A 19,405-nucleotide genomic window follows, 5' to 3' on the forward strand; every position below is an offset into this window, starting at 1 on the left:
TCCAAAAAATCACTTAATAAACACAATGTTACCGAGAATCAGCAACCTAGAAAACAGCAATATACGACTAAAGGCTAATCAACAAAAAACAAAACTGTCGACAATCCCACTTGATTAAGCGCATAAACGCGGCTATAAAGAAGCACATTGTCAACAATAAAGCGTTTAGCCTTTTTATGAGCAACCTTATTTCCATCAAATCTGCGACCTTGTCAGAAGACATAGCCCAGCAGCTTATCAGCGCCATTGTGCAAGGCCACATTCCTCAAGGCAGTAAAATATCCGAGCCTGAGCTGGCCAAACAGTACGGCGTTTCTCGTGGGCCGCTCCGCGAAGCCATCGTGAAATTAGAAGGCTTGGGGCTCGTCACACGCACCGCCAATATTGGCGCGCGCGTGATCAAGCTAAACATTCAAGACATGCTCGACACCTTTACCATGCGCGAAGCCTTAGAAGGCATGGCAGCCAGACTGGCGGCAATAACAATGCAAACGGAAGAAGTTCGCAGCTTGTACGCTTTGCTCGACAAACATCAGGCGTATTTAGACGACAATCAAGACGAGCATTATGTTCAACAAGGTGGCAATGACGACTTTCATCTACGCATCATTCACGCCAGCGGTAACGCAAAATTGATTCGCCTTTTAACCGAAGAGCTGTATGCCGTTATCCGCATGTATCGTCGCCATACGGCGGATCAACGTAATGATCCACGCCAAGCCTTGCGAGAACACCGCGCCATTTTAGACGCGATTGCCAATCACGAAGGCGATCTCGCTGAGCTGTTAATGCGTCGTCATATTAGTCGCGCCAGCCAACTATTAAAGCAAGCGATGGAGCAAACCGTCCTCGCTTCACCGCCATAACATGCCCCCGTTTAAGAGAGGATAATAATGACAAAAATACGCTCAGCTGGCGCGCGCTTTAGACAAGCCGTTGCTACACAGTCCCCATTACAGGTCGTCGGTGCCGTTAATGCCTATTGCGCCATGATGGCGGAACAAACCGGACATCATGCGCTTTATCTCTCCGGTGGCGGTGTCGCCAACGCCTCCTACGGTTTGCCAGATCTTGGTATGACCGATTTACACGATGTATTAGAAGATGTATCTCGCATCACCTCGGCGTCTGACTTGCCGCTATTGGTCGACATCGATACCGGCTTTGGTGGCGCATTCAATATCACTCGAACCATTCAACAAATGGAAAAAGCCGGCGCGGCGGCAGTGCATATTGAAGACCAAGTCCAGCAAAAACGCTGCGGCCATCGTCCAAACAAAGCCATTGTGAGCCAAGGCGAAATGGTGGATCGCGTGAAAGCCTGTGTGGATGCTCGCGTTGATGAAAACTTTGTCATCATGGCGCGAACTGATGCGTTGGCCGTGGAAGGCATGGAGTCCGCCATTGAGCGTGCCATTGCTTGCGTTGAAGCCGGTGCGGATATGATTTTCCCCGAAGCCATGATCACCTTGGATCAATACAAAGAATTTGTCGCGGCCGTTAAAGTACCGGTGTTAGCGAACATCACAGAATTCGGCGCCACGCCGCTATTCAGCAAAGAAGAGCTCGCCAGCGTTGGCGTTGACTTGGTGCTTTACCCTTTAAGCGCGTTTCGCGCGATGAACAAAGCCGCCCTCAATGTTTATCAGCATTTATTGAACGACGGTCACCAGCGTGATGTTGTCGATTCCATGCAAACTCGCAACGAATTGTATGAATTTCTGAATTATCACGAATACGAAAACAAACTGGATGCGCTTTTTTCCAAAAAATAAACACGCTAAAAAATGAACTAGTGCACTGACAATCTACTGATTTCTCAACTAAAAATAACAATGGAGAATGAACATGAGCAAAATACTTTCAGGCGCCGGCTTACGAGGCCAAAGCGCAGGTGAAACCGCACTCTGTACCGTCGGCAAAGCGGCATCAGGGTTAACTTATCGTGGTTATGACATCGATGTTTTGGCCGACAAAGCCAGCTTCGAGGAAGTCGCTTATCTTTTACTGTATGGCGCGTTACCAAACCGTACTCAGCTGCACGATTACGAACACAAGCTAATGAGTTTACGCAGCTTGCCAGAAGAACTGAAAGCCGTTTTGGAGCTGATCCCAAAAAGCGCTCACCCAATGGATGTAATGCGAACCGGTTGTTCTTTTTTGGGCAACCTTGAACCCGAATTGCCTTTTGAAAAACAACCTTCGTTGGCGTTACACGCCGCTGATCGATTGGTCGCTACGCTGCCAGCGATGGTCGTGTATTGGTATCGCTTCACCCATGATGGCGTTCGCATTAACACACACAATGCGCATGTGCCGTCGTTGGCCGCGCATTTCTTGACCATGCTGCATGACGACGTGCCAAGCGACCTTCATACGCAAGTCATGAACGCCTCACTTATTTTATACGCAGAGCATGAATTCAATGCGTCCACCTTTACCGCTCGGGTTTGCGCTTCGACGTTATCGGACATGCATTCTTGCGTCACCGGTGGCATTGGAAGTTTACGCGGCCCATTGCACGGCGGCGCCAACGAAGCCGCCATGGACATGATTGAACCATGGAAATCCGCCGAAGAAGCCGAAGCCGCGTTGCTGCAAAAACTCGCCAACAAAGAAAAAGTCATGGGCTTTGGTCACGCTATTTACAGTGAGCGAGATCCTCGTAATGACATCATCAAAAAATGGGCGAAAAAACTCAGCGAAGCAGTAGGTGACGATCATTTGTATGCGGTTTCTGAACGCTGTGAAGCCGTCATGTGGCGCGAGAAAAAGCTTTTCTGTAACGCGGATTTCTTCCACGCCAGCGCCTATCGATTTATGGGCATTCCGACCAAGTTGTTCACACCGATTTTCGTTTGCTCTCGCGTCACCGGCTGGGCCGCTCACGTTATGGAACAACGCGCCAACAATCGCATCATTCGCCCAAGTGCCGATTACATTGGCCCGGATCATTCAGAGTGGGTCGACATCGATCACCGAGCTTAAAGAAACAATAAATCTAACGAATAAGGACACACAATGAGCGCCAACGTAGATCTAAACAACCGCCCTGATTATGATCAAGTTATTCAGGACATCGCAGATTATGTACTCAACTTCAAAGTAGAAAACAAAGACGTATTAGACACCGCCCGCAACTGTTTAATGGACACGCTAGGCTGTGGTTTGCTGGCATTGCGCTTCCCTGAATGCACCAAACACTTAGGGCCAATTGTTCAAGGTACGGTTGTACCAAATGGTGCGCGGGTTCCGGGTACTTCTTTGTCATTGGACCCTGTTAAAGCCGCATGGGATATTGGTTGTATTATCCGCTGGTTGGATTACAACGACACCTGGTTGGCCGCAGAATGGGGGCACCCTTCAGACAACCTTGGCGGCATTTTGGCAACGGCAGATCATTTATCTCAAGTCCGACTGTCGAATGGCGAAGAACCACTTCTTATGCGAGACGTGTTGGATGCCATGGTCATGGCGCATGAAATCCAAGGGGTTATCGCACTAGAAAACTCGTTTAACCGAGTGGGTTTGTGTCACGTTTTATTGGTACGAGTGGCGTCGGTTGCTGTGGTCACTAAAATGATGGGCGGCGACCGAGAGCAAGTCATGGCGGCGATCTCGCAAGCTTGGGTTGATGGTTCTGCGCTGCGTACCTATCGCCACGCGCCAAACGCTGGGTCACGTAAATCGTGGGCGGCGGGCGATGCAACATCACGTGCGGTACGCTTAGCGGACATGTCGATGCGCGGTGAAATGGGCATTCCGTCTGTCTTGACCGCGCCACAATGGGGTTTCTATGACGTGTCTTTTTCAAAAACCAACAAAGACCAAGCCATCAAGCCCGAGGCTCAACGCCAGTTTTCTTTCCCTCAGGATTTCGGCGTTTACGTGATGGACAATATTTTATTTAAAATCTCTTTCCCTGCGGAATTCCATGCTCAAACAGCAGCGGAAGCCGCTGTAACTTTACACGCTCAAGTCAAAGACCGTTTGTCTGACATTGAGAAAATTGTCATTCGCACCCATGAATCAGCGATTCGGATCATTTCCAAATCCGGCCCATTGGCCAACGCCGCTGACCGCGACCATTGTTTGCAATACATGACCGCCGTGCCATTGGCGTTTGGTAATTTGATTGCAGAGCATTACGAAGACGATTTCCACGCGGCGCACCCGATCATTGATGAATTGCGTGACAAAATGGACATTGTTGAAGACAAACGCTTTACGGCGGAATATTTAGAAGCCGATAAGCGCTCTATCGCCAACGCGATTCAAGTCTTCTTTAAAGATGGTAGCAGCACAGAAGAAGTCGTGGTGGAATACCCCGTGGGTCATCGTCGACGTCGTGAAGAAGGCATCCCTTTGTTGGAACAAAAATTTAAAAACAACCTGGCGACTCGATTCCCTCATCGCCAATGCGATCGTATTTTCACCCTGTGTAAAGACCAAGCCACATTAGAAAACACACCAGTGAATCGCTTTATGGATTTATTCGTTATCGCCTAATCTCGCCGCATACTTTCCCTCCAAAACACCCATTTTTAATGGGTGTTTTTTTTGATTTTATTCATAACAAATAGAGTCAAATCTCGATAATTATTTAATACAATCCTTATTGAAATAAATTGTAACTGATTGTTCTTGCGTGTATCTTCCATTTCAAATAAGAAAGATTCCCACAAACTCTCCCCATTTTTTAAGGATAATGACCCATGTTTTCTTTCTTCAAAAAAGCACCATTACCAAAACAGTTAGGCATAGGAACGCTCTTCACTGTTTTAGTTATTTTCACAATATTAGTCTTCATTCTGGGAAGATTATTTAGTTATGAAGTGAACGACATTGTCAGTGGTCACCAAAAGAAAGAAGCCGCCTTAGTGGCTGAACAACTCGAAAGCAAATATCAATTGTTGATTAAAATCGCCGATGGTTTTGGTGGCGTATTAAGCCAACAGCTAAAATCCGTCACCATTGATACCAACCGCATGTCTCAAATAAACAATGAGTCGATTCCCACTATTCTTCTTAATGACACCGCTTTAAATGGCCATTCACAGTTTCTAACCGATTTTGCAACCGCGTCTCGATTGGACGTCAGCTTGTTGCTAAAAACCAGAAATGGCTTAACGCGCATCAGCACAACCGTGAAAGACGCCAGCGGTCGCGCCATCAATGGCAGCCGACAGAACGCGCCCATTGCACTTAAAGCGTTACAAACTGGCAACGCAATTACCGAGCAGGTCACTTTGCAGAACAAACACTATATTGGCCACTACGAAAGCGTCCCTGGCCATCCTAACTTATTGATAGAATTGCTCATTCCTTATTCCGCTATTCTCAAGTCGTCTGCAGACTCCATTAATGCCATGCAATTCGGAAAAAGCGGTTATATCTATGTCACGGACACAGGTGAAAATGAAGGCACATTGCTCATTCACCCAAGTTTGGCGGGTAAAAACTTATACTCATTGTATCCTGAGTTAAAAAGCACCTTCCAAGACATGTACAAAGACGACAACGGTATTATTTCTTACTCCCTTAAAATCGCGGGAAAAGATGATAAAGCGCGCTCTTCAAAGGCCATTTATCAACACGTAAAAGGTTGGAATTGGGTCGTGACGTTAAAATCGTATAACGATGAATACCAAGAAGAAATCGATATTATCCTGTATTTAATTGCCGCCATTTCCATTGTCGCCGCCGTATTATTAAGCTTGATTTTGTGGTTATTTATCCGCCGTGCGCTGTCACCTTTAAAAGAGATTTCAACCGCGCTTCATGCCTTGGGCCAAGGCAACCTGGCTTTCCGCTTTGCCAACAAACAAGACAATAGCAGCCGCAATGAAATGGCGATGCTTCAAAACGACACAATTGTGATGCGCGACAACTTGATTAAGCTGGTCAATAACATCATGACGTCCAGCAATGAGTTATTGCTTTCCACCGAAGGCATTTCAATCGCCAACAGTAACCTACGAAAAAGCGCTCACGATAGCCAAGACGCCAGCGCTCAAGTGGGCTCGGCCATCACACAAATTGCGGCGTCCATTCAAGAAGTGGCGCAAAGCTCTAACCAAGTGTCGGAAGAATCCATTGAAGTCAGACAATTAACCGAAGAAGGCAACGCGGCGGTGAAGAATGTAGAAAGCACGGTCAGCGCTCTTTCTTCCGCGTTTAGCCAAGCATCTGAAACCATTAAAGAAGTGGAAAACAGCTCGAAGAACATTGGCGACGTTGTCACCGTTATCAATAATATAGCGGAGCAAACCAACTTACTGGCGTTGAACGCCGCGATTGAAGCCGCCCGAGCGGGTGAACAAGGCCGAGGCTTTGCGGTGGTCGCAGATGAAGTACGAGTGCTGGCACAACGTACGCAGCAATCCACGGAAGAAATCCGCAACGTCGTCGAAATACTGCAAAGCAATAGCCGTTCAGCCGTCAGTGACATGGAAGAAGGTCGTAACCAAGTGGACAACAGCGTGCAACAAGCAAATCACGCCAATGCGCTGTTAAGTCGAATCTATCAGTCGATTCAAAACGTTGAAATGGGCATCAATAATGTCGCATCGGCAACAGAAGAACAAAGTGTCGCATCTACGCAAATTCGTCAAAATGCCGAGGAACTGCAAACGTCCGCTCAAGGCACACTGACATTGGCCAGTACGTCGCAAGAGCACAGCGAACACATTCGCCAATTAACGGCGAAGCTGCAAAAAGACTTATCCACGTTTACCTTAAAGTAAATAACAAACGCACTGAGCGTTGGCGCTTCCTTGTGGTCACAGTATGATAGTGTGACCACAAGGAGACTTTATGCTTTTATCTGACAACCATCGCCACTGTTTTTTATTAACAGGTTCGATCCATGACGTTTTGTCGGATTTTTTTCGTCTCAGCAAACACCTTTCTACACCACTGATTTACGCTCACGATGTGTCGCAATACAACGCACTAAATCATTCTATTTTTCACAATTCAGACGTTCGCACCTGCTCCTTTAAACAAGCTCGACAAGAGCTAGGCAGTACGCACGATGCTATTTTAGTGGACTTAACGCACGGTGTTTCCGCCAGCGCGCTGGCTATTTTAGCAGGAACGGTTCGTGGTAATGGCGTGTTTGCGATTGCGTTGCCCAAAGGCGATTGGCTGTCTGTTGTGGATCTGGATTTGCCTCGCTATTTACCTTGGCCATATGAAAGCCACCAGATAGAGTCGAGCTTTAAGCGTTTCCTGTTGGATCAACTCCACCGCGATTCGTCACCTTTTCAAACCCTAGCGTCAGATCAAATTCACCCGTTACCGGCGCTTCCTTTGATGGAAAGCCTGACCACGCTAACCGAGGAACAAACCGAAGCGCAGTCTTGTTTGTTTGAAGAGCACGCCAAGTCTTATGTGCTTATCGCACCTCGCGGGCGGGGGAAATCGACGCTTTTAGGCGATAGCTTGGCCAAAATGCTCAAAGCCGGCAAGAAAGTCGCGCTCACTGCGCCGAACCAAGACGCGATTAAAACGCTAAAAGCGCGCTTCGAGCAGGTTTTAAAAGAAGTGGATTTGGACTCGGAGCTGCCCTTCTTTGCACCAGATGCTCTGCTTGCTAATCCGGCACACTGGGACACGCTGTTTGTAGATGAAGCCGCCATGATTCCCGTGCCATTGCTCATGGCATTGAATCAAAAAGCCGAGCACAGCCTTTTCAGCACCACAGATTATGGTTATGAAGGCGCTGGAAAAGGCTTCGGCATTCGCTTTTGTCGTTATTTAGCCGCTCAATCGACCCCAAACAACATGCCATTTTTGACGTTAACATTAAGCATGCCAATTAGATGGGGGGGAAATGACCCACTGGAACATTGGATCAACGAATGTTTCTTTTTAGCGCCTAATCAAAACGTCGTTCTGAACGAGGCAGACACACCATCGATTCCTCAAACGTATAAAGTCATCGCCAACAACGCATGGCTGGATCGGCCTGATTTATTGGCTCGCACCTTTCAATTATTGGTCAGTGCTCATTATCAAACTTCCCCCGATAACTTGCGCTGGATCTTAGACGACCCTTCCGTTTCTGCTTATCTTTCCTTGCAAGGTTCAGCGGTACGTTGCGTGGCAATCATGACCGCAGAAGGCCAATTACCAGACGCGCTTAGCCTAGCGGTTTTGCAAGGTACGCGTCGGCCTCGTGGTCATTTGATACCACAATCGTTATTGGCTCACGAAGGCATTGAAGACGCGGGACGATATCGCTACTGGCGCATTAGTCGCATTGCAACGCATCAGAGTGAGCAAAACAAAGGGCTCGCCAGCCAACTGCTGGATCAAATTGAGATCGCAGCGCAAGAACAATGCGACTTTTTATCGACCAGTTTTGCCGCCACGCCAGACGTTGTGGGCTTTTGGCTGAAGAACGGCTTTATCCCTGTTCGCCTTGGCACCACCAAAGACCAAGCCAGCGGGTGCTACTCATTAATGATGGTGAAACCACTAAACGAAATAGCACGTCAGAAAACCGCGATTTGGCATCAAGATTACCGAGCCAATCTCGCGATCAATTTACCAAGAGATTACCAAGACATTGACGCTCACCTAGCTCGTATGCTCAGCGCCGATTTCTTAGAAGCAAAACCACTAACCGGCGCCGTGACGGACAAAGACAAACAGGACTTAGCCTTGTTTGTGAATCATCACAGACCTTATCTCACGATTCGTGCGCAGCTCACTCGACTGGTAAACACTCAACTCGCACGCCATCAGTTATCTCACTCTCATGCGCACTTTTCTCTGCTAAACACAGTAATCACACAACCCGCTCATGAGATCGACTTTGTCGCCTTTGGATTGAAAACAAAAAAACACGTAGAAAAGCATTTGAAAAGCATTGTGGGTGAGTTGCTACTAACAAAATTTTAGTTACGTCACAGTGACGACCATTTTCATTAGTTATAATGGGTGAACATCCACCCATATTAAAATCTGCTTGTGCGACATTCCCCCCACACCCGCTTTTTTCATCCAACAAAAAAATCATAAACCTATCAGTAAAAAACATTTTAATCTTTTAAATCAGCACCTTAGATAAATAAATAAAGACTTGGCATAGATTGTGTAAAGAGTATGATCTAAGCAGCACCTTTTTTGCTCTGTCTGTGTTTCCCAATCATCAGACTAAAAAATCAGGTAAACAATAATAATTCAGTTTTTTGGAGTCTTATAAAAATGAAAAAAATCGGCCTAGCTCTAACATCTTTAGCACTTGCCCTTTCTGCTGGTACAGCAGTTGCAAACTGTGATCCAGGTGAGCGTGTTGTTAAATTCAGTCACGTAACAGGTGGTACAACTCACCCTAAAGTGGTTGCAGCAAACAGCTTTGCAGAACGCGTTAACCAAGAAATGAACGGCAAACTATGTGTTGAAGTTTTCCCTAACTCCACATTGTTTGGTGACTCTAAAGAACTTGAAGCCCTTCTTTTGGGTGACGTTCAACTACTTGCGCCTTCTCTTTCTAAGTTCGGTTCTTACACTGATAAATACGGTGTATTTGACCTACCTTTCATCTTTAAAGACATGGATCATGCAATCCGTTTCACTAAAACGAAAGAAGGTAAACAGCTTCTTACAGAAATGGATGAATACGCAGGTTTTGTTGGTCTAGGTTACTGGATGTCTGGTATGAAATACTTTTCTGCCAACAAACCACTTCTAGTTCCTAGCGATGCGAAAGGCATGAAATTCCGTGTACAAACATCTGACGTTGCTAAGCAAATGATTGCAGCAATGGGCGCATCGCCACAAGCGATGGCATTCTCTGAAGTATACGGCGCATTGCAAACAGGCGTTGTAGACGGACAAGAAAACACGTGGTCTAACATCTACACGAAAAAATTCTACGAAGTTCAAGACAGCACAACAGAAACCAACCACCAATTGTTGGCTTACTTGTTCATGACGTCTTCTGAATTCCTAGCAAGCCTTCCAGCCGCTGACCGCGCTCAATTCATTCAAATTGCTGACGATGTAACACAAGCAGCAAACTTGAATGTTAAAGCCGCTGAAGCAGCGAACCGTGCCAACATCTTGAAAGCCGGTGGCAAAATCAATACTTTGACACCAGCACAACGTAAAGATTGGGTTGATACAATGAAGCCTGTTTGGTCTCAGTTCGAAAGCTACATCGGTAAAGATCTAATCAACGCAGCCGCTGGCGCGTAATTAAATCTCTACCCAGCAGTAATAAGCTGACCCTTTTAGGGTCAGCTTTTGCGGTTTTTCATCACTCGCTTTAAACCAATACATTATCTATTGACCCTTAAGCCTGTCTGCAAACTCCGCCATGCTGCTTTTTATTTGTTCAGGTCCATTCGTTAGGAGACCCCCATGGCACATTGGCCGCACCTTTATTTACTTATCTTTATTCTAATCCTTTGGGCATTAGAAAAGCGCTTCCCAAAAGTCATGGAGCGGGCAGAAGAGAATCTATTAATCATCGTTATTTCTTCTATTATGGCGGTATCGTTTGGGCAAGTAATCGCTCGTTACGGCTTTAACACCGGCTGGGATGCGGCGCTTGAATTTAACACCGTTGCCTTTTCTTGGTTGATCCTATTGGGCATGAGTTACGGTATCAAAACGGGCCTTCACCTTGGTGTCGACATCGTTTTAAACGCTGTTCCAAAACGCATAGCCAAAGGCTTGTCTTTGTTTGGTGCCGCGGCCGCTATGCTGTACGGCTTGATCCTACTTGATTCCACTTGGTTGGCTATGCTTGGCGTAGACGTTAGTGGTGGTGCGATTCAGTACTGGTTGAAAATGTTCAACATCGGCATAGGTTCGAATGAACTTCGTTACCCTGAATTTGTACAAGAAATGTTTGGTCTGCGCCCTCGCGTTCATCGCTGGATTGTTCTTGTTATTTTGCCAATCAGTTTGGCTCTACTTTCTTACCGTTCTTTGCAAGCCTTCATCGATATTGCACGTGGCAAACGTGACATGTTGATCAGTGGCCATGAAGCACAAGAATTGGTTGAAGAAAACAAAAACGTCTTGAAAGACTAGCGCAGGAGCTTAATTGTGGAATCCATTATTCTATTTTCTTTGGTACTAATCCTGCTGTTTATTGGCTTGCCGGTTGGTATCTCGTTGGGCTTATCGTCCATCTTGTTTATTACTTTTTTCTCACACGACTCTTTGTCGTCTGTTGCGATTTCCTTGTTTGGGGCTGGTCAACACTATACGTTGTTGGCTATCCCGTTTTTCATTATTGCCTCGTCTTATATGTCGACCGGCGGTGTAGCAAAACGTCTCATTAATTTTGCAATTGCCAGTGTGGGTCACTTCCGTGGTGGTTTGGCAATGGCGTCGGTTTTGGCGTGTATGATGTTCGCGGCGCTGTCTGGATCTTCTCCAGCAACCGTGGTTGCCATCGGTACGATTGCCATCGCAGGTATGACGCAAGTAGGTTACTCCAAAGAGTTTGCGGCTGGCATCATCGCTAACGCAGGCACATTGGGCATTTTGATTCCACCATCCATCGTAATGGTTGTGTACGCCGCGTCTGTTGACGTGTCGGTTGGCCGTATGTTCTTGGCAGGTGTTATCCCAGGTTTGATGGCCGGCGGTATGTTGATGTTGGCGATCTATGTGGTTGCTCGTATTAAAAAATTGCCTGCTGAAGAATGGAAAGGCTTTGGTCATTTGATTCGTGGTGGTAAAGAAGCGGGCTGGGGCTTGTTCCTTGTCGTGATCATCATGGGTGGTATTTACGGTGGTGTGTTCACACCAACAGAGGCGGCGGTTGTTGCGGCGGTTTACTCTATGTTCATCGCGCTGTTTGTTTACCGTGATATGGGCCCGCTAAAAGGCCAAACATGGACAAACGATCAAGACGCGCCACACGCTCGCGTTGGCTTTAACGGTACGGTTTATGGTGTGTCGTTCTTCCTCGTGTGGGAAATCATGTCTTTCTTTATCTGGGCAGACAGCGAAACCATTACGGGCGGAGACCGTGCTATTTGGGGCGCGATCATGTCGGTTGCTCTGGCCGTTTTCTACGTCTACAAACGCGCAAGCCAATTGGAACAGTCTGTCGGCACATGTCTAGCCGCTGGCCTACCAATTTGGGGGCGTAACTTGTCTATGATGTTGCGTGGTTTCTTCCCGTCTTTGTTCGGCGAAGAGTCTCGTAAAGTGATGCTAGAAGGCACAAAAACAACCATCATGCTGATGTTTATCATCGCTAACGCCTTGTTGTTTGCTCATACACTTTCTGCAGAACGTATTCCACAAATGATCACAGAATGGATGCTAGGGGTTGGCTTTAACTGGTTCACCTTCCTTGTTGCTGTGAATATATTGCTGCTAATTGGTGGCCAATTCATGGAGCCTTCTGGTCTATTGGTTATCGTAGCGCCTGTGGTATTCCCGATTGCGATGGAACTGGGTGTTGACCCAATTCACTTGGGTATCATCATGGTCGTAAACATGGAAATCGGCATGATCACGCCGCCAATCGGTTTGAATCTATTCGTAACATCGGGAATTACCGGAATGAGTTTGGCGCGTGTGGTAAAAGCCGCGATGCCTTTCGTTCTCGTATTGATGGTGTTCTTGGTAATGGTGACTTACATTCCAGCCTTGTCTACAGCATTACCGTACAGCATTATGGGGCCAGAAATCGTTCAATAACGATTTCCGCTCTACAAAAGATCATACAGTTCAGCGCCCTTCGGGGCGTTTTTTAATGGGTAAAATACCGCTAAACAACAAGCGAAAAAAAGCGAGGTACAGAGACCTCGCCTTTTCAAATCAACTTACGCTTTATACTTTTAATTTTTACGCTCAGCCTTTCATAGTGAGAACACCATCAACCAATTGTGGGATAGACAGCGGGTTTGCATTTTGCACGCTCAACGGCATTAACGCTTCTGGGAAGTCTTGATAACATACAGGACGCACAAAGCGATCGATCGCAGCACTGCCCACAGACGTAGAACGACTGTCCGATGTGGCAGGAAATGGCCCGCCATGCACCATGGCTTGGCAAACTTCCACACCCGTTGGATAACCATTGCAAAGCAAGCGACCCGCTTTGCGCTCCAAAATAGGCAAGAGTGTTGCCACTGCGGCCACGTCGCTCTCTTCCATTTGAATCGTCGCCGTTAATTGGCCTTCCAAATGCTCCGCCACCGTGCGGTATTCCTCTATGTTTTGGCATTTTATGATCAAAGAATTGGAACCAAACACTTCGTTTTCTAAACTTTTATCACTTAAAAAAGCCGCCGCATCGGTGACGAAAACATGCGCCTGACATTGGTTTGGCGCATCCGACGAGGGTGCTTTTGCCAACAAGGTGACCTTGTCGTTCGACGCCAACGCATTCACGCCGTCGCAATAAGCTTGAAAAATACCGGATGTCAGCATGGTCTGAGTCGTAAGTGCCGCCGTGTCCGCCGCAACTTGAGCCAAGAACTCGTTCGCACCTTCACCATCCAACATCACCAACATGCCTGGATTGGTACAAAACTGACCAGCCCCCATGGCCAATGATGCCACAAAGCCTGTCGCGACCGATTTGGCTTGCTGCGCCAGTTTATTTGGCATCACAAAAACAGGGTTGATGCTGCTCATTTCCGCATAAACAGGAATTGGCTCAGGACGATTTGCAGCAATATTCATAAGCGCCACACCACCATTACGCGACCCCGTAAAACCAACCGCCTTGATGTGAGGATGTGACACCAAGGTACCGCCAACATCCGCACCTGCGCCAAATAAAAGCGAAAACACGCCTTCCGGTAAACTGCATTTTTTTACTGCGGCTTGAATCGCACGGCCAACCAATTCCGATGTACCCGGATGCGCCGAATGTGCTTTTACAATCACAGGGCAACCCGCCGCCAACGCAGACGCAGTGTCACCACCCGCGACGGAAAACGCCAATGGAAAGTTACTCGCACCGAACACTGCAACCGGCCCCAATGGGATTTTTTGAAAGCGTAAATCTGAACGAGGCAACGGCGCACGATCCGGCATAGCAGGATCAATACGTGCATCGACAAATTTGCCCATGCGAACCACAGAAGCGAACATACGAAGTTGCCCCATGGTACGACCACGCTCCCCTTCAATACGCGCTTTTGGCAAGCCGGATTCTGCCATGGCGCGCTCTACTAAGGCATCACCTAACGCCAAAATCTCATCGGCAATGCATTCCAAAAAGGCCGCACGCTGCTCGACTGAAACCGCTCGATAAGCATCAAACGCTTGCCATGCTAAATCCGCCGCTTGATCGACGTGCTGTTGATCGCCACCCAAAAACTCGGGCTCAAGAAGTTCATTCGTTGCTGGATTTAAGGCACGTATGGCTTTTTTATGCCCCTTAACTGAGTGCTGACCAATCAACATATGTCCTGAAATTTGCATCTTCATCTCCATTTTTTTATTGCGCTATTCGATATTAAAAAAGACAAAGCGCCACATAAGCGGCGCTTTGGTGTTTTCTAAGTACACTTATTTGTTGGCTTCAATTAAGGCTATTAAGCGTTTTTCCTGCTCTGCCGTTGGCATCGTCAGTGGCGCTCGAACGTTACCAGCTGAACGACCAATGGCCGTTGCGCCAGATTTAATCAAACTCACGGCATAGCCTTTTTTCTCGTCACGCAGGCGACAAAAAGGAATGAAGAAGTCTTTAATGATGGCCGTCACTGTGTCTTTTTCGCCCGCACGTAATGCCTTATAAAAGCGGTTTGCCATGTCTGGCATAAAGTTGAATACGGCGGATGAATAGGTATTCACACCAATAGAAAGGTAGGCTTCGGCGAAGATTTCTGCGGTTGGCACACCACCGATGTAAACCAAGCGATCACCGACGGTTTTGACGGTGTCGTTCAGTGCCGCAATGTTACCCACGCCGTCTTTTAGTGCGATCATATTCGGGTTTTTAGCCGCTAACAATTTTACATTTTCCGCGCTCAAAATTCCGTTACCACGATTGTAGTAAATGAACTGAATCGGGCTGCTTTGCATAATTTGAGACGCGTATTCCACAATGCCATCTTCTGGGCATTCGGTTAAGAAAGGCGGCATGAGTAAGATGCCATCACAGCCTGCGTCTTCTGCCGCTTTAACAAATTCTTTTGCTTCTGTCACACTGCGCCCTGCACTGGCGATCACGGGGACTCGGCCCGCTACGGTTTCAACGGCGATTTTACAAATTTCTTTGTACTCTTCCAGACCCAAGGAGAAAAATTCGCCGGTTCCACCCGCCACAAAAACAGATGACACATCGTGCTCGACAAACCATTCGATTCGCTGTTTGTAGGTATCAGCTTGGAATTTACCGTTTTTATCAAAGTCGGTAATCGGGAAAGAAAGCAAACCGTCACTCAAAGCAGAACGGATTTTAGCGGTAGAAAGTGCCATAAGATGGTCCTCATTTCGTTAATTTGCCCAAATTTGGGCCAAAGAAATCCCTACCCAAAACTTGGATAAAAATTTCGTTTTGTTAATAAAAATAGTGTTTCGTCGACGTCGACTTAGATATTCATAAATTGCTGGGTATTATTTCGTTCATCACTCGTCTTCAAAGTGCCCCGCCGTGGCGAAAAAGCCACCCTGAAATAAAAGTGCCGGATTCTCGTCGTCCAGAGGTGCGTCATTTTTGAGCACCTCGTCTTCAAAGGTTTCCGACGAATCTTTCGGTTGCCAACCAACAAAATTGGAAAGGCGATTATCCCACCACGACCACGGATTATTAGACGCACCGTAGATCACGGTGCAGCCCAATCGATTCACGGCGTAGACTTTTTTAATCAGGTCCGCCATGTCGCCTTCGCTTAACCACGTGGATAACATGCGACGATCAATCGGCTTTGGCAAACAACTGCCGATGCGGACCAAAGCCGATTCAATGCCAAATTTATCGAAATAATACTGCGCCATAAGTTCACCAAAGCCTTTTGACACGCCATACAAACTGTCTGGGCGCATTGGGCTGTTGGCGTCTAAGCGTTCTTCACGGGAATGGAAACCCACCACATGATTGGAGCTCGCGAAAAAAATTCGCTTAACACCCAACTGTCGTGCCGCTTCGTAAATATGGTACGTGCCTTTCAAGTTGCCATTCACAATACTGTCAAAAGTGCCTTCGATTGATTGACCACCAAGATGAATGATCCCGTCACAGCCGCGCACAAGCTCAATAACAGAAGACAAATCTCCGAGATCACACGCGGTAAACGACTCACCTTTGTTTAATGTTTCAATCGGAACGATGTCTGACAGCACGAGCTCATCCGCCCAACCCGCCAATGCTTTTCGCATTGCCTTTCCTAATGTTCCGGCGGCGCCTGTTAATAACACTCGTTTCATCGTTTTCCCCTTATCAATATCGTCACACTTGTGTGTCTATTCGTCATGATCGCCATTAACCATTAATCCAATTCGGCAACGCCATGGATACCGCTGGAACAAACGTCACCAACATCAAGGCGGTCAAAATAGCCAAGTAAAACGGCCAAATGGTTTTCACGGCTTTTTGAATCGACACACCGCCAATTGCACAGCCAACGAACAAACACCCACCCACAGGCGGCGTACACAAACCAAGACCTAAGTTCATCATCAGCATCACGCCAAAGTGAATCGGATCCATACCAAGGCCAATAGCAACGGGTAGAAAAATCGGCGTACAGATAAGAATCAGCGCCGCCATGTCCATGATCATGCCCAATACCAGCAAGATCACATTCATCATCAACAAGATAACAATCGGGTTATCTGAAATAGACGTCAGCGTCTCCGCCAAGACTTTAGGCACTTCGTACAAGGCCAGCATGTAACCGAAAGCCGAGGCACAACCCACAAGGATCATCACCATGCCAGTGGTTCTCACGGAACGAACCACCGCGACCCAAAAGTCTTTTAGGCTTAATGATCTATACACGAACCCCGTAATTATGATTGCGTAAATCGCCCCAATCGCACCGGACTCTGTGACCGTAAAGACGCCAGATAACGCCCCACCCACCACAATAATCGCGGTAACCAAACCAGGAAACGACGCTAAAAAGGCAAAGAAAATAACCTTAAAGCCGGCAAACTCTTCTGTTGGAAAGTTTTTACGAATGGCGATCCATCGAGCCACAACGCCCAACAAAATACACATCAAAATCCCAGGCACTACACCCGCCATGAACAGGCTGGCAACCGACATTCCGCCGCCCGCGGCCACAACGTAAAGAATCATATTATGGCTTGGTGGAATCATGATGCCGGCAATCGACGACGTTACCGTCACGTTCACCGCATAATCATCGTCGTAGCCTTTTTCTTTCATCACTGGAATCAACAAAGAACCCAGTGCCGACACATCGGCAACCGCAGAGCCAGAAATGCCGCCAAACAACATACTAGAAAATACATTCACCTGACCCAATCCGCCGCGCATCCAGCCAACAGCCGATGAAGCAAGTCGAATCAAGCGCGCCGCAATGCCGCCGTGCAACATCAACTCGCCAGCAAAAATAAAGAATGGAATCGCTAATAAGGAAAAGGTAGACGTCCCAGCAACAATGCGCTGAAAGCCAATCATCAAAGGCAAGCCTTCATACCAAAAGGCAGAAATAGCCGCCATACCTAGGGCAAAAGCAACCGGCACACCCACAAACGTCAACAGAGCAAATAGCCCAAGTAAAATTGCTAATCCCATGTTACTGGTCTCCCTTTACATCAGAAGAAAGCGAATCAGCAGACACAGATTCCTCTATAAATAATCCCATTACACCCAAGACGATGCGATAGCCGGTAAACAGGCACATCAACACACCAGAGGCAACAACAGGGTAATAACGAATGGCTTCACTGATACCTAACAATGGTATGGTTCTGAACGAAGCAAAATCGACGAGTTCTTTACCGTACACAGCCATGGAAAGGCCAAAGGCAAAGATCGTCATATCAATCACAATACTGATGAATTTACTGACACGCTTTGGAACACAAAGGGATAACATATCAACACTCAAGTGGGTTCGTTCATGAATCCCAACCGCCGCCGCGAGAAAAGTGATGTCCGTTACCAAAAGCAATGCCATTTGCTCTACCCAAGTTGGCGTATCATTCAGCACATAACGGCCAAACACTAACCAACCAAAACTCGCCACCAGAACAACCATAAAAACACCGGATAGCGCGGTTGCTAAGTACGCTAACGCATCCAGAAAGGTCTTCACAGGAGTCTGTTTAGAAGAGAAAACATCCATCAAACTACTCAATATTCAAAAATGATCGAAACGTGCTTATCTGACCTATCGTTAATAATAGGACAAGATAAGCACAACCTAAAATCCCGAAAAATTACTGAGTATTTTGGATTTGATCGATAAAGGTTTTAAGAGATGGATTGTCTTTCACCGCTTTTGCATACACAGGTTTCATTGCATTTTGAAAAGCGGATTTGTCTTTGATTTCATTAAATTTCACGCCAGATGCCAAGACTTTTTTACGGCTCTCAGTATCGCGTTCAGCCCACAATTTACGCTGTAGCGTTGAACTGTCGCGTGCGGCTTTTTTAACCGCAACTTGATCGCTTGAAGACAAACCATTCCACGCTTTCACGCTGACACATAAACACTCAGGTAGAATCAAATGTTCAGTCAAAGAATAGTAAGGCGCGACTTCAAAGTGATTACTGGAATCATAAGATGGCCAGTTATTTTCTGCACCGTCAACAACGCCAGTTTTCAAAGATTGGTACACTTCAGAATACGCCATCGGCGTCGCATTACCGCCCAGCGCTTCTACCATGCCGACATAAAGTTCATTGTTCATAACACGGAACTTTTCACCCTTCATATCAGCGGGCGTTTTAATCGGTTTAGAGGTGTTGTAAAAAGAGCGTGCGCCGCCATCGTACCAAGCTAAAGAAATAATACCTTTTTTCGCCATCGCATCACTAAGTTGGTCGCCAACTGGGCCATCCATCACACGGTGCATATGATCTAAGCTTTTAAAAATAAAAGGCAAAGACACCACGTTGACTTCTGGAACCGCATCCCCCATTGGGCCTAAGTTGAAACCAGCGAACTGAATGCCGCCAACTTGCAGCATCTGAATCGCATCAGACTGGCTACCTAATACCGCGCCGTTGTACACACGACCGCTCACTCGTCCGTCGGTCACTTTCTCGGCATCTTTGATAAAAGAGTCCATAGCCACTGTGACAGGGTAACCTGTGTTATGGATATTCCAACCTTTCCAGTCCGCCTGAGCCACAGAGGCAAAAGTAGCCGCCGACATCGCAGTGACGAGCGCAAGGGTTTTTCCGAGTTTTTTAGTGGGATTTTTTATTATCATTGTTATTTCTCCAAATGTTAACTTTTGCTTTTTTTCACTTACCCGACATTAAGAA

General features: G+C 47.0%; 15 protein-coding genes. 9 read left to right on the plus strand and 6 right to left on the minus strand.

Features of this window, described 5'->3' with window-relative positions; genetic code table 11:
* Positions 1–176: 176 nt before the first annotated feature.
* The 9 genes from D104_RS31155 to D104_RS31195 all read left to right on the plus strand — a co-directional run bounded on the left by D104_RS31155 (position 177) and on the right by D104_RS31195 (position 12,681).
* Positions 177–866: a GntR family transcriptional regulator gene (locus D104_RS31155; protein ID WP_024024565.1), complete on the plus strand. Its 690-nt coding sequence runs from the start codon at positions 177–179 to the stop codon at positions 864–866.
* 27 nt (positions 867–893) lie between these two features.
* Positions 894–1,775: a methylisocitrate lyase gene (prpB, locus tag D104_RS31160; RefSeq protein WP_024024566.1), complete on the plus strand. Its 882-nt coding sequence runs from the start codon at positions 894–896 to the stop codon at positions 1,773–1,775.
* A 67-nt stretch (positions 1,776–1,842) separates the two neighbouring features.
* Positions 1,843–2,988 (plus strand): bifunctional 2-methylcitrate synthase/citrate synthase, encoded by a 1,146-nt coding sequence (gene prpC, locus D104_RS31165; RefSeq protein WP_031215052.1) that lies wholly within the window; start codon positions 1,843–1,845, stop codon positions 2,986–2,988.
* A gap of 33 nt (positions 2,989–3,021) precedes the next feature.
* On the plus strand, positions 3,022–4,509 hold the full coding sequence (gene prpD, locus D104_RS31170) for a 2-methylcitrate dehydratase (protein WP_024024568.1): 1,488 nt from the start codon (positions 3,022–3,024) through the stop codon (positions 4,507–4,509).
* Positions 4,510–4,715: 206 nt separating this feature from the next.
* A complete protein-coding gene (locus D104_RS31175; RefSeq protein ID WP_024024569.1) occupies positions 4,716–6,746 on the plus strand; it encodes a methyl-accepting chemotaxis protein in 2,031 nt (676 codons plus the stop codon).
* A 70-nt stretch (positions 6,747–6,816) separates the two neighbouring features.
* Entirely contained in the window at positions 6,817–8,910 is a 2,094-nt protein-coding gene (locus D104_RS31180; protein WP_024024570.1) for a tRNA(Met) cytidine acetyltransferase TmcA, read from the plus strand.
* Positions 8,911–9,216: 306 nt separating this feature from the next.
* Entirely contained in the window at positions 9,217–10,209 is a 993-nt protein-coding gene (locus tag D104_RS31185; RefSeq protein ID WP_024024571.1) for a TRAP transporter substrate-binding protein, read from the plus strand.
* A 165-nt stretch (positions 10,210–10,374) separates the two neighbouring features.
* Positions 10,375–11,052 (plus strand): TRAP transporter small permease, encoded by a 678-nt coding sequence (locus tag D104_RS31190; protein ID WP_024024572.1) that lies wholly within the window; start codon positions 10,375–10,377, stop codon positions 11,050–11,052.
* Positions 11,053–11,067: 15 nt separating this feature from the next.
* Positions 11,068–12,681, plus strand: a complete 1,614-nt coding sequence (locus D104_RS31195; RefSeq protein ID WP_024024573.1) for a TRAP transporter large permease — start codon at positions 11,068–11,070, stop codon at positions 12,679–12,681.
* Between the two features lie 153 nt (positions 12,682–12,834).
* Here D104_RS31195 and D104_RS31200 read toward each other — a convergent pair whose 3' ends face one another.
* The 6 genes from D104_RS31200 to D104_RS31225 all read right to left on the minus strand — a co-directional run bounded on the left by D104_RS31200 (position 12,835) and on the right by D104_RS31225 (position 19,350).
* A complete protein-coding gene (locus D104_RS31200) occupies positions 12,835–14,418 on the minus strand; it encodes an aldehyde dehydrogenase (NADP(+)) (RefSeq protein WP_024024574.1) in 1,584 nt (527 codons plus the stop codon).
* Positions 14,419–14,505: 87 nt separating this feature from the next.
* On the minus strand, positions 14,506–15,417 hold the full coding sequence (locus D104_RS31205; RefSeq protein ID WP_024024575.1) for a 5-dehydro-4-deoxyglucarate dehydratase: 912 nt from the start codon (positions 15,415–15,417) through the stop codon (positions 14,506–14,508).
* A gap of 150 nt (positions 15,418–15,567) precedes the next feature.
* The gene (locus tag D104_RS31210; RefSeq protein WP_024024576.1) at positions 15,568–16,365 is read right to left on the minus strand and encodes an NAD-dependent epimerase/dehydratase family protein; all 798 of its coding nucleotides are present in this window, start codon (positions 16,363–16,365) and stop codon (positions 15,568–15,570) included.
* 55 nt (positions 16,366–16,420) lie between these two features.
* Complete coding sequence (locus D104_RS31215) at positions 16,421–17,704, minus strand: TRAP transporter large permease (RefSeq protein WP_024024577.1); 1,284 nt, start codon at positions 17,702–17,704, stop codon at positions 16,421–16,423.
* Position 17,705: 1 nt separating this feature from the next.
* Positions 17,706–18,257 carry a TRAP transporter small permease gene (locus D104_RS31220; RefSeq protein WP_024024578.1) on the minus strand — a complete coding sequence of 184 codons (552 nt, stop codon included), beginning with the start codon at positions 18,255–18,257 and terminating at the stop codon, positions 17,706–17,708.
* A gap of 94 nt (positions 18,258–18,351) precedes the next feature.
* Positions 18,352–19,350, minus strand: a complete 999-nt coding sequence (locus D104_RS31225) for a TRAP transporter substrate-binding protein (RefSeq protein WP_024024579.1) — start codon at positions 19,348–19,350, stop codon at positions 18,352–18,354.
* Positions 19,351–19,405 lie beyond the last annotated feature (55 nt).

Origin of the sequence: Marinomonas profundimaris, assembly GCF_000508165.1 — a bacterium.
Lineage (GTDB): Bacteria > Pseudomonadota > Gammaproteobacteria > Pseudomonadales > Marinomonadaceae > Marinomonas > Marinomonas profundimaris.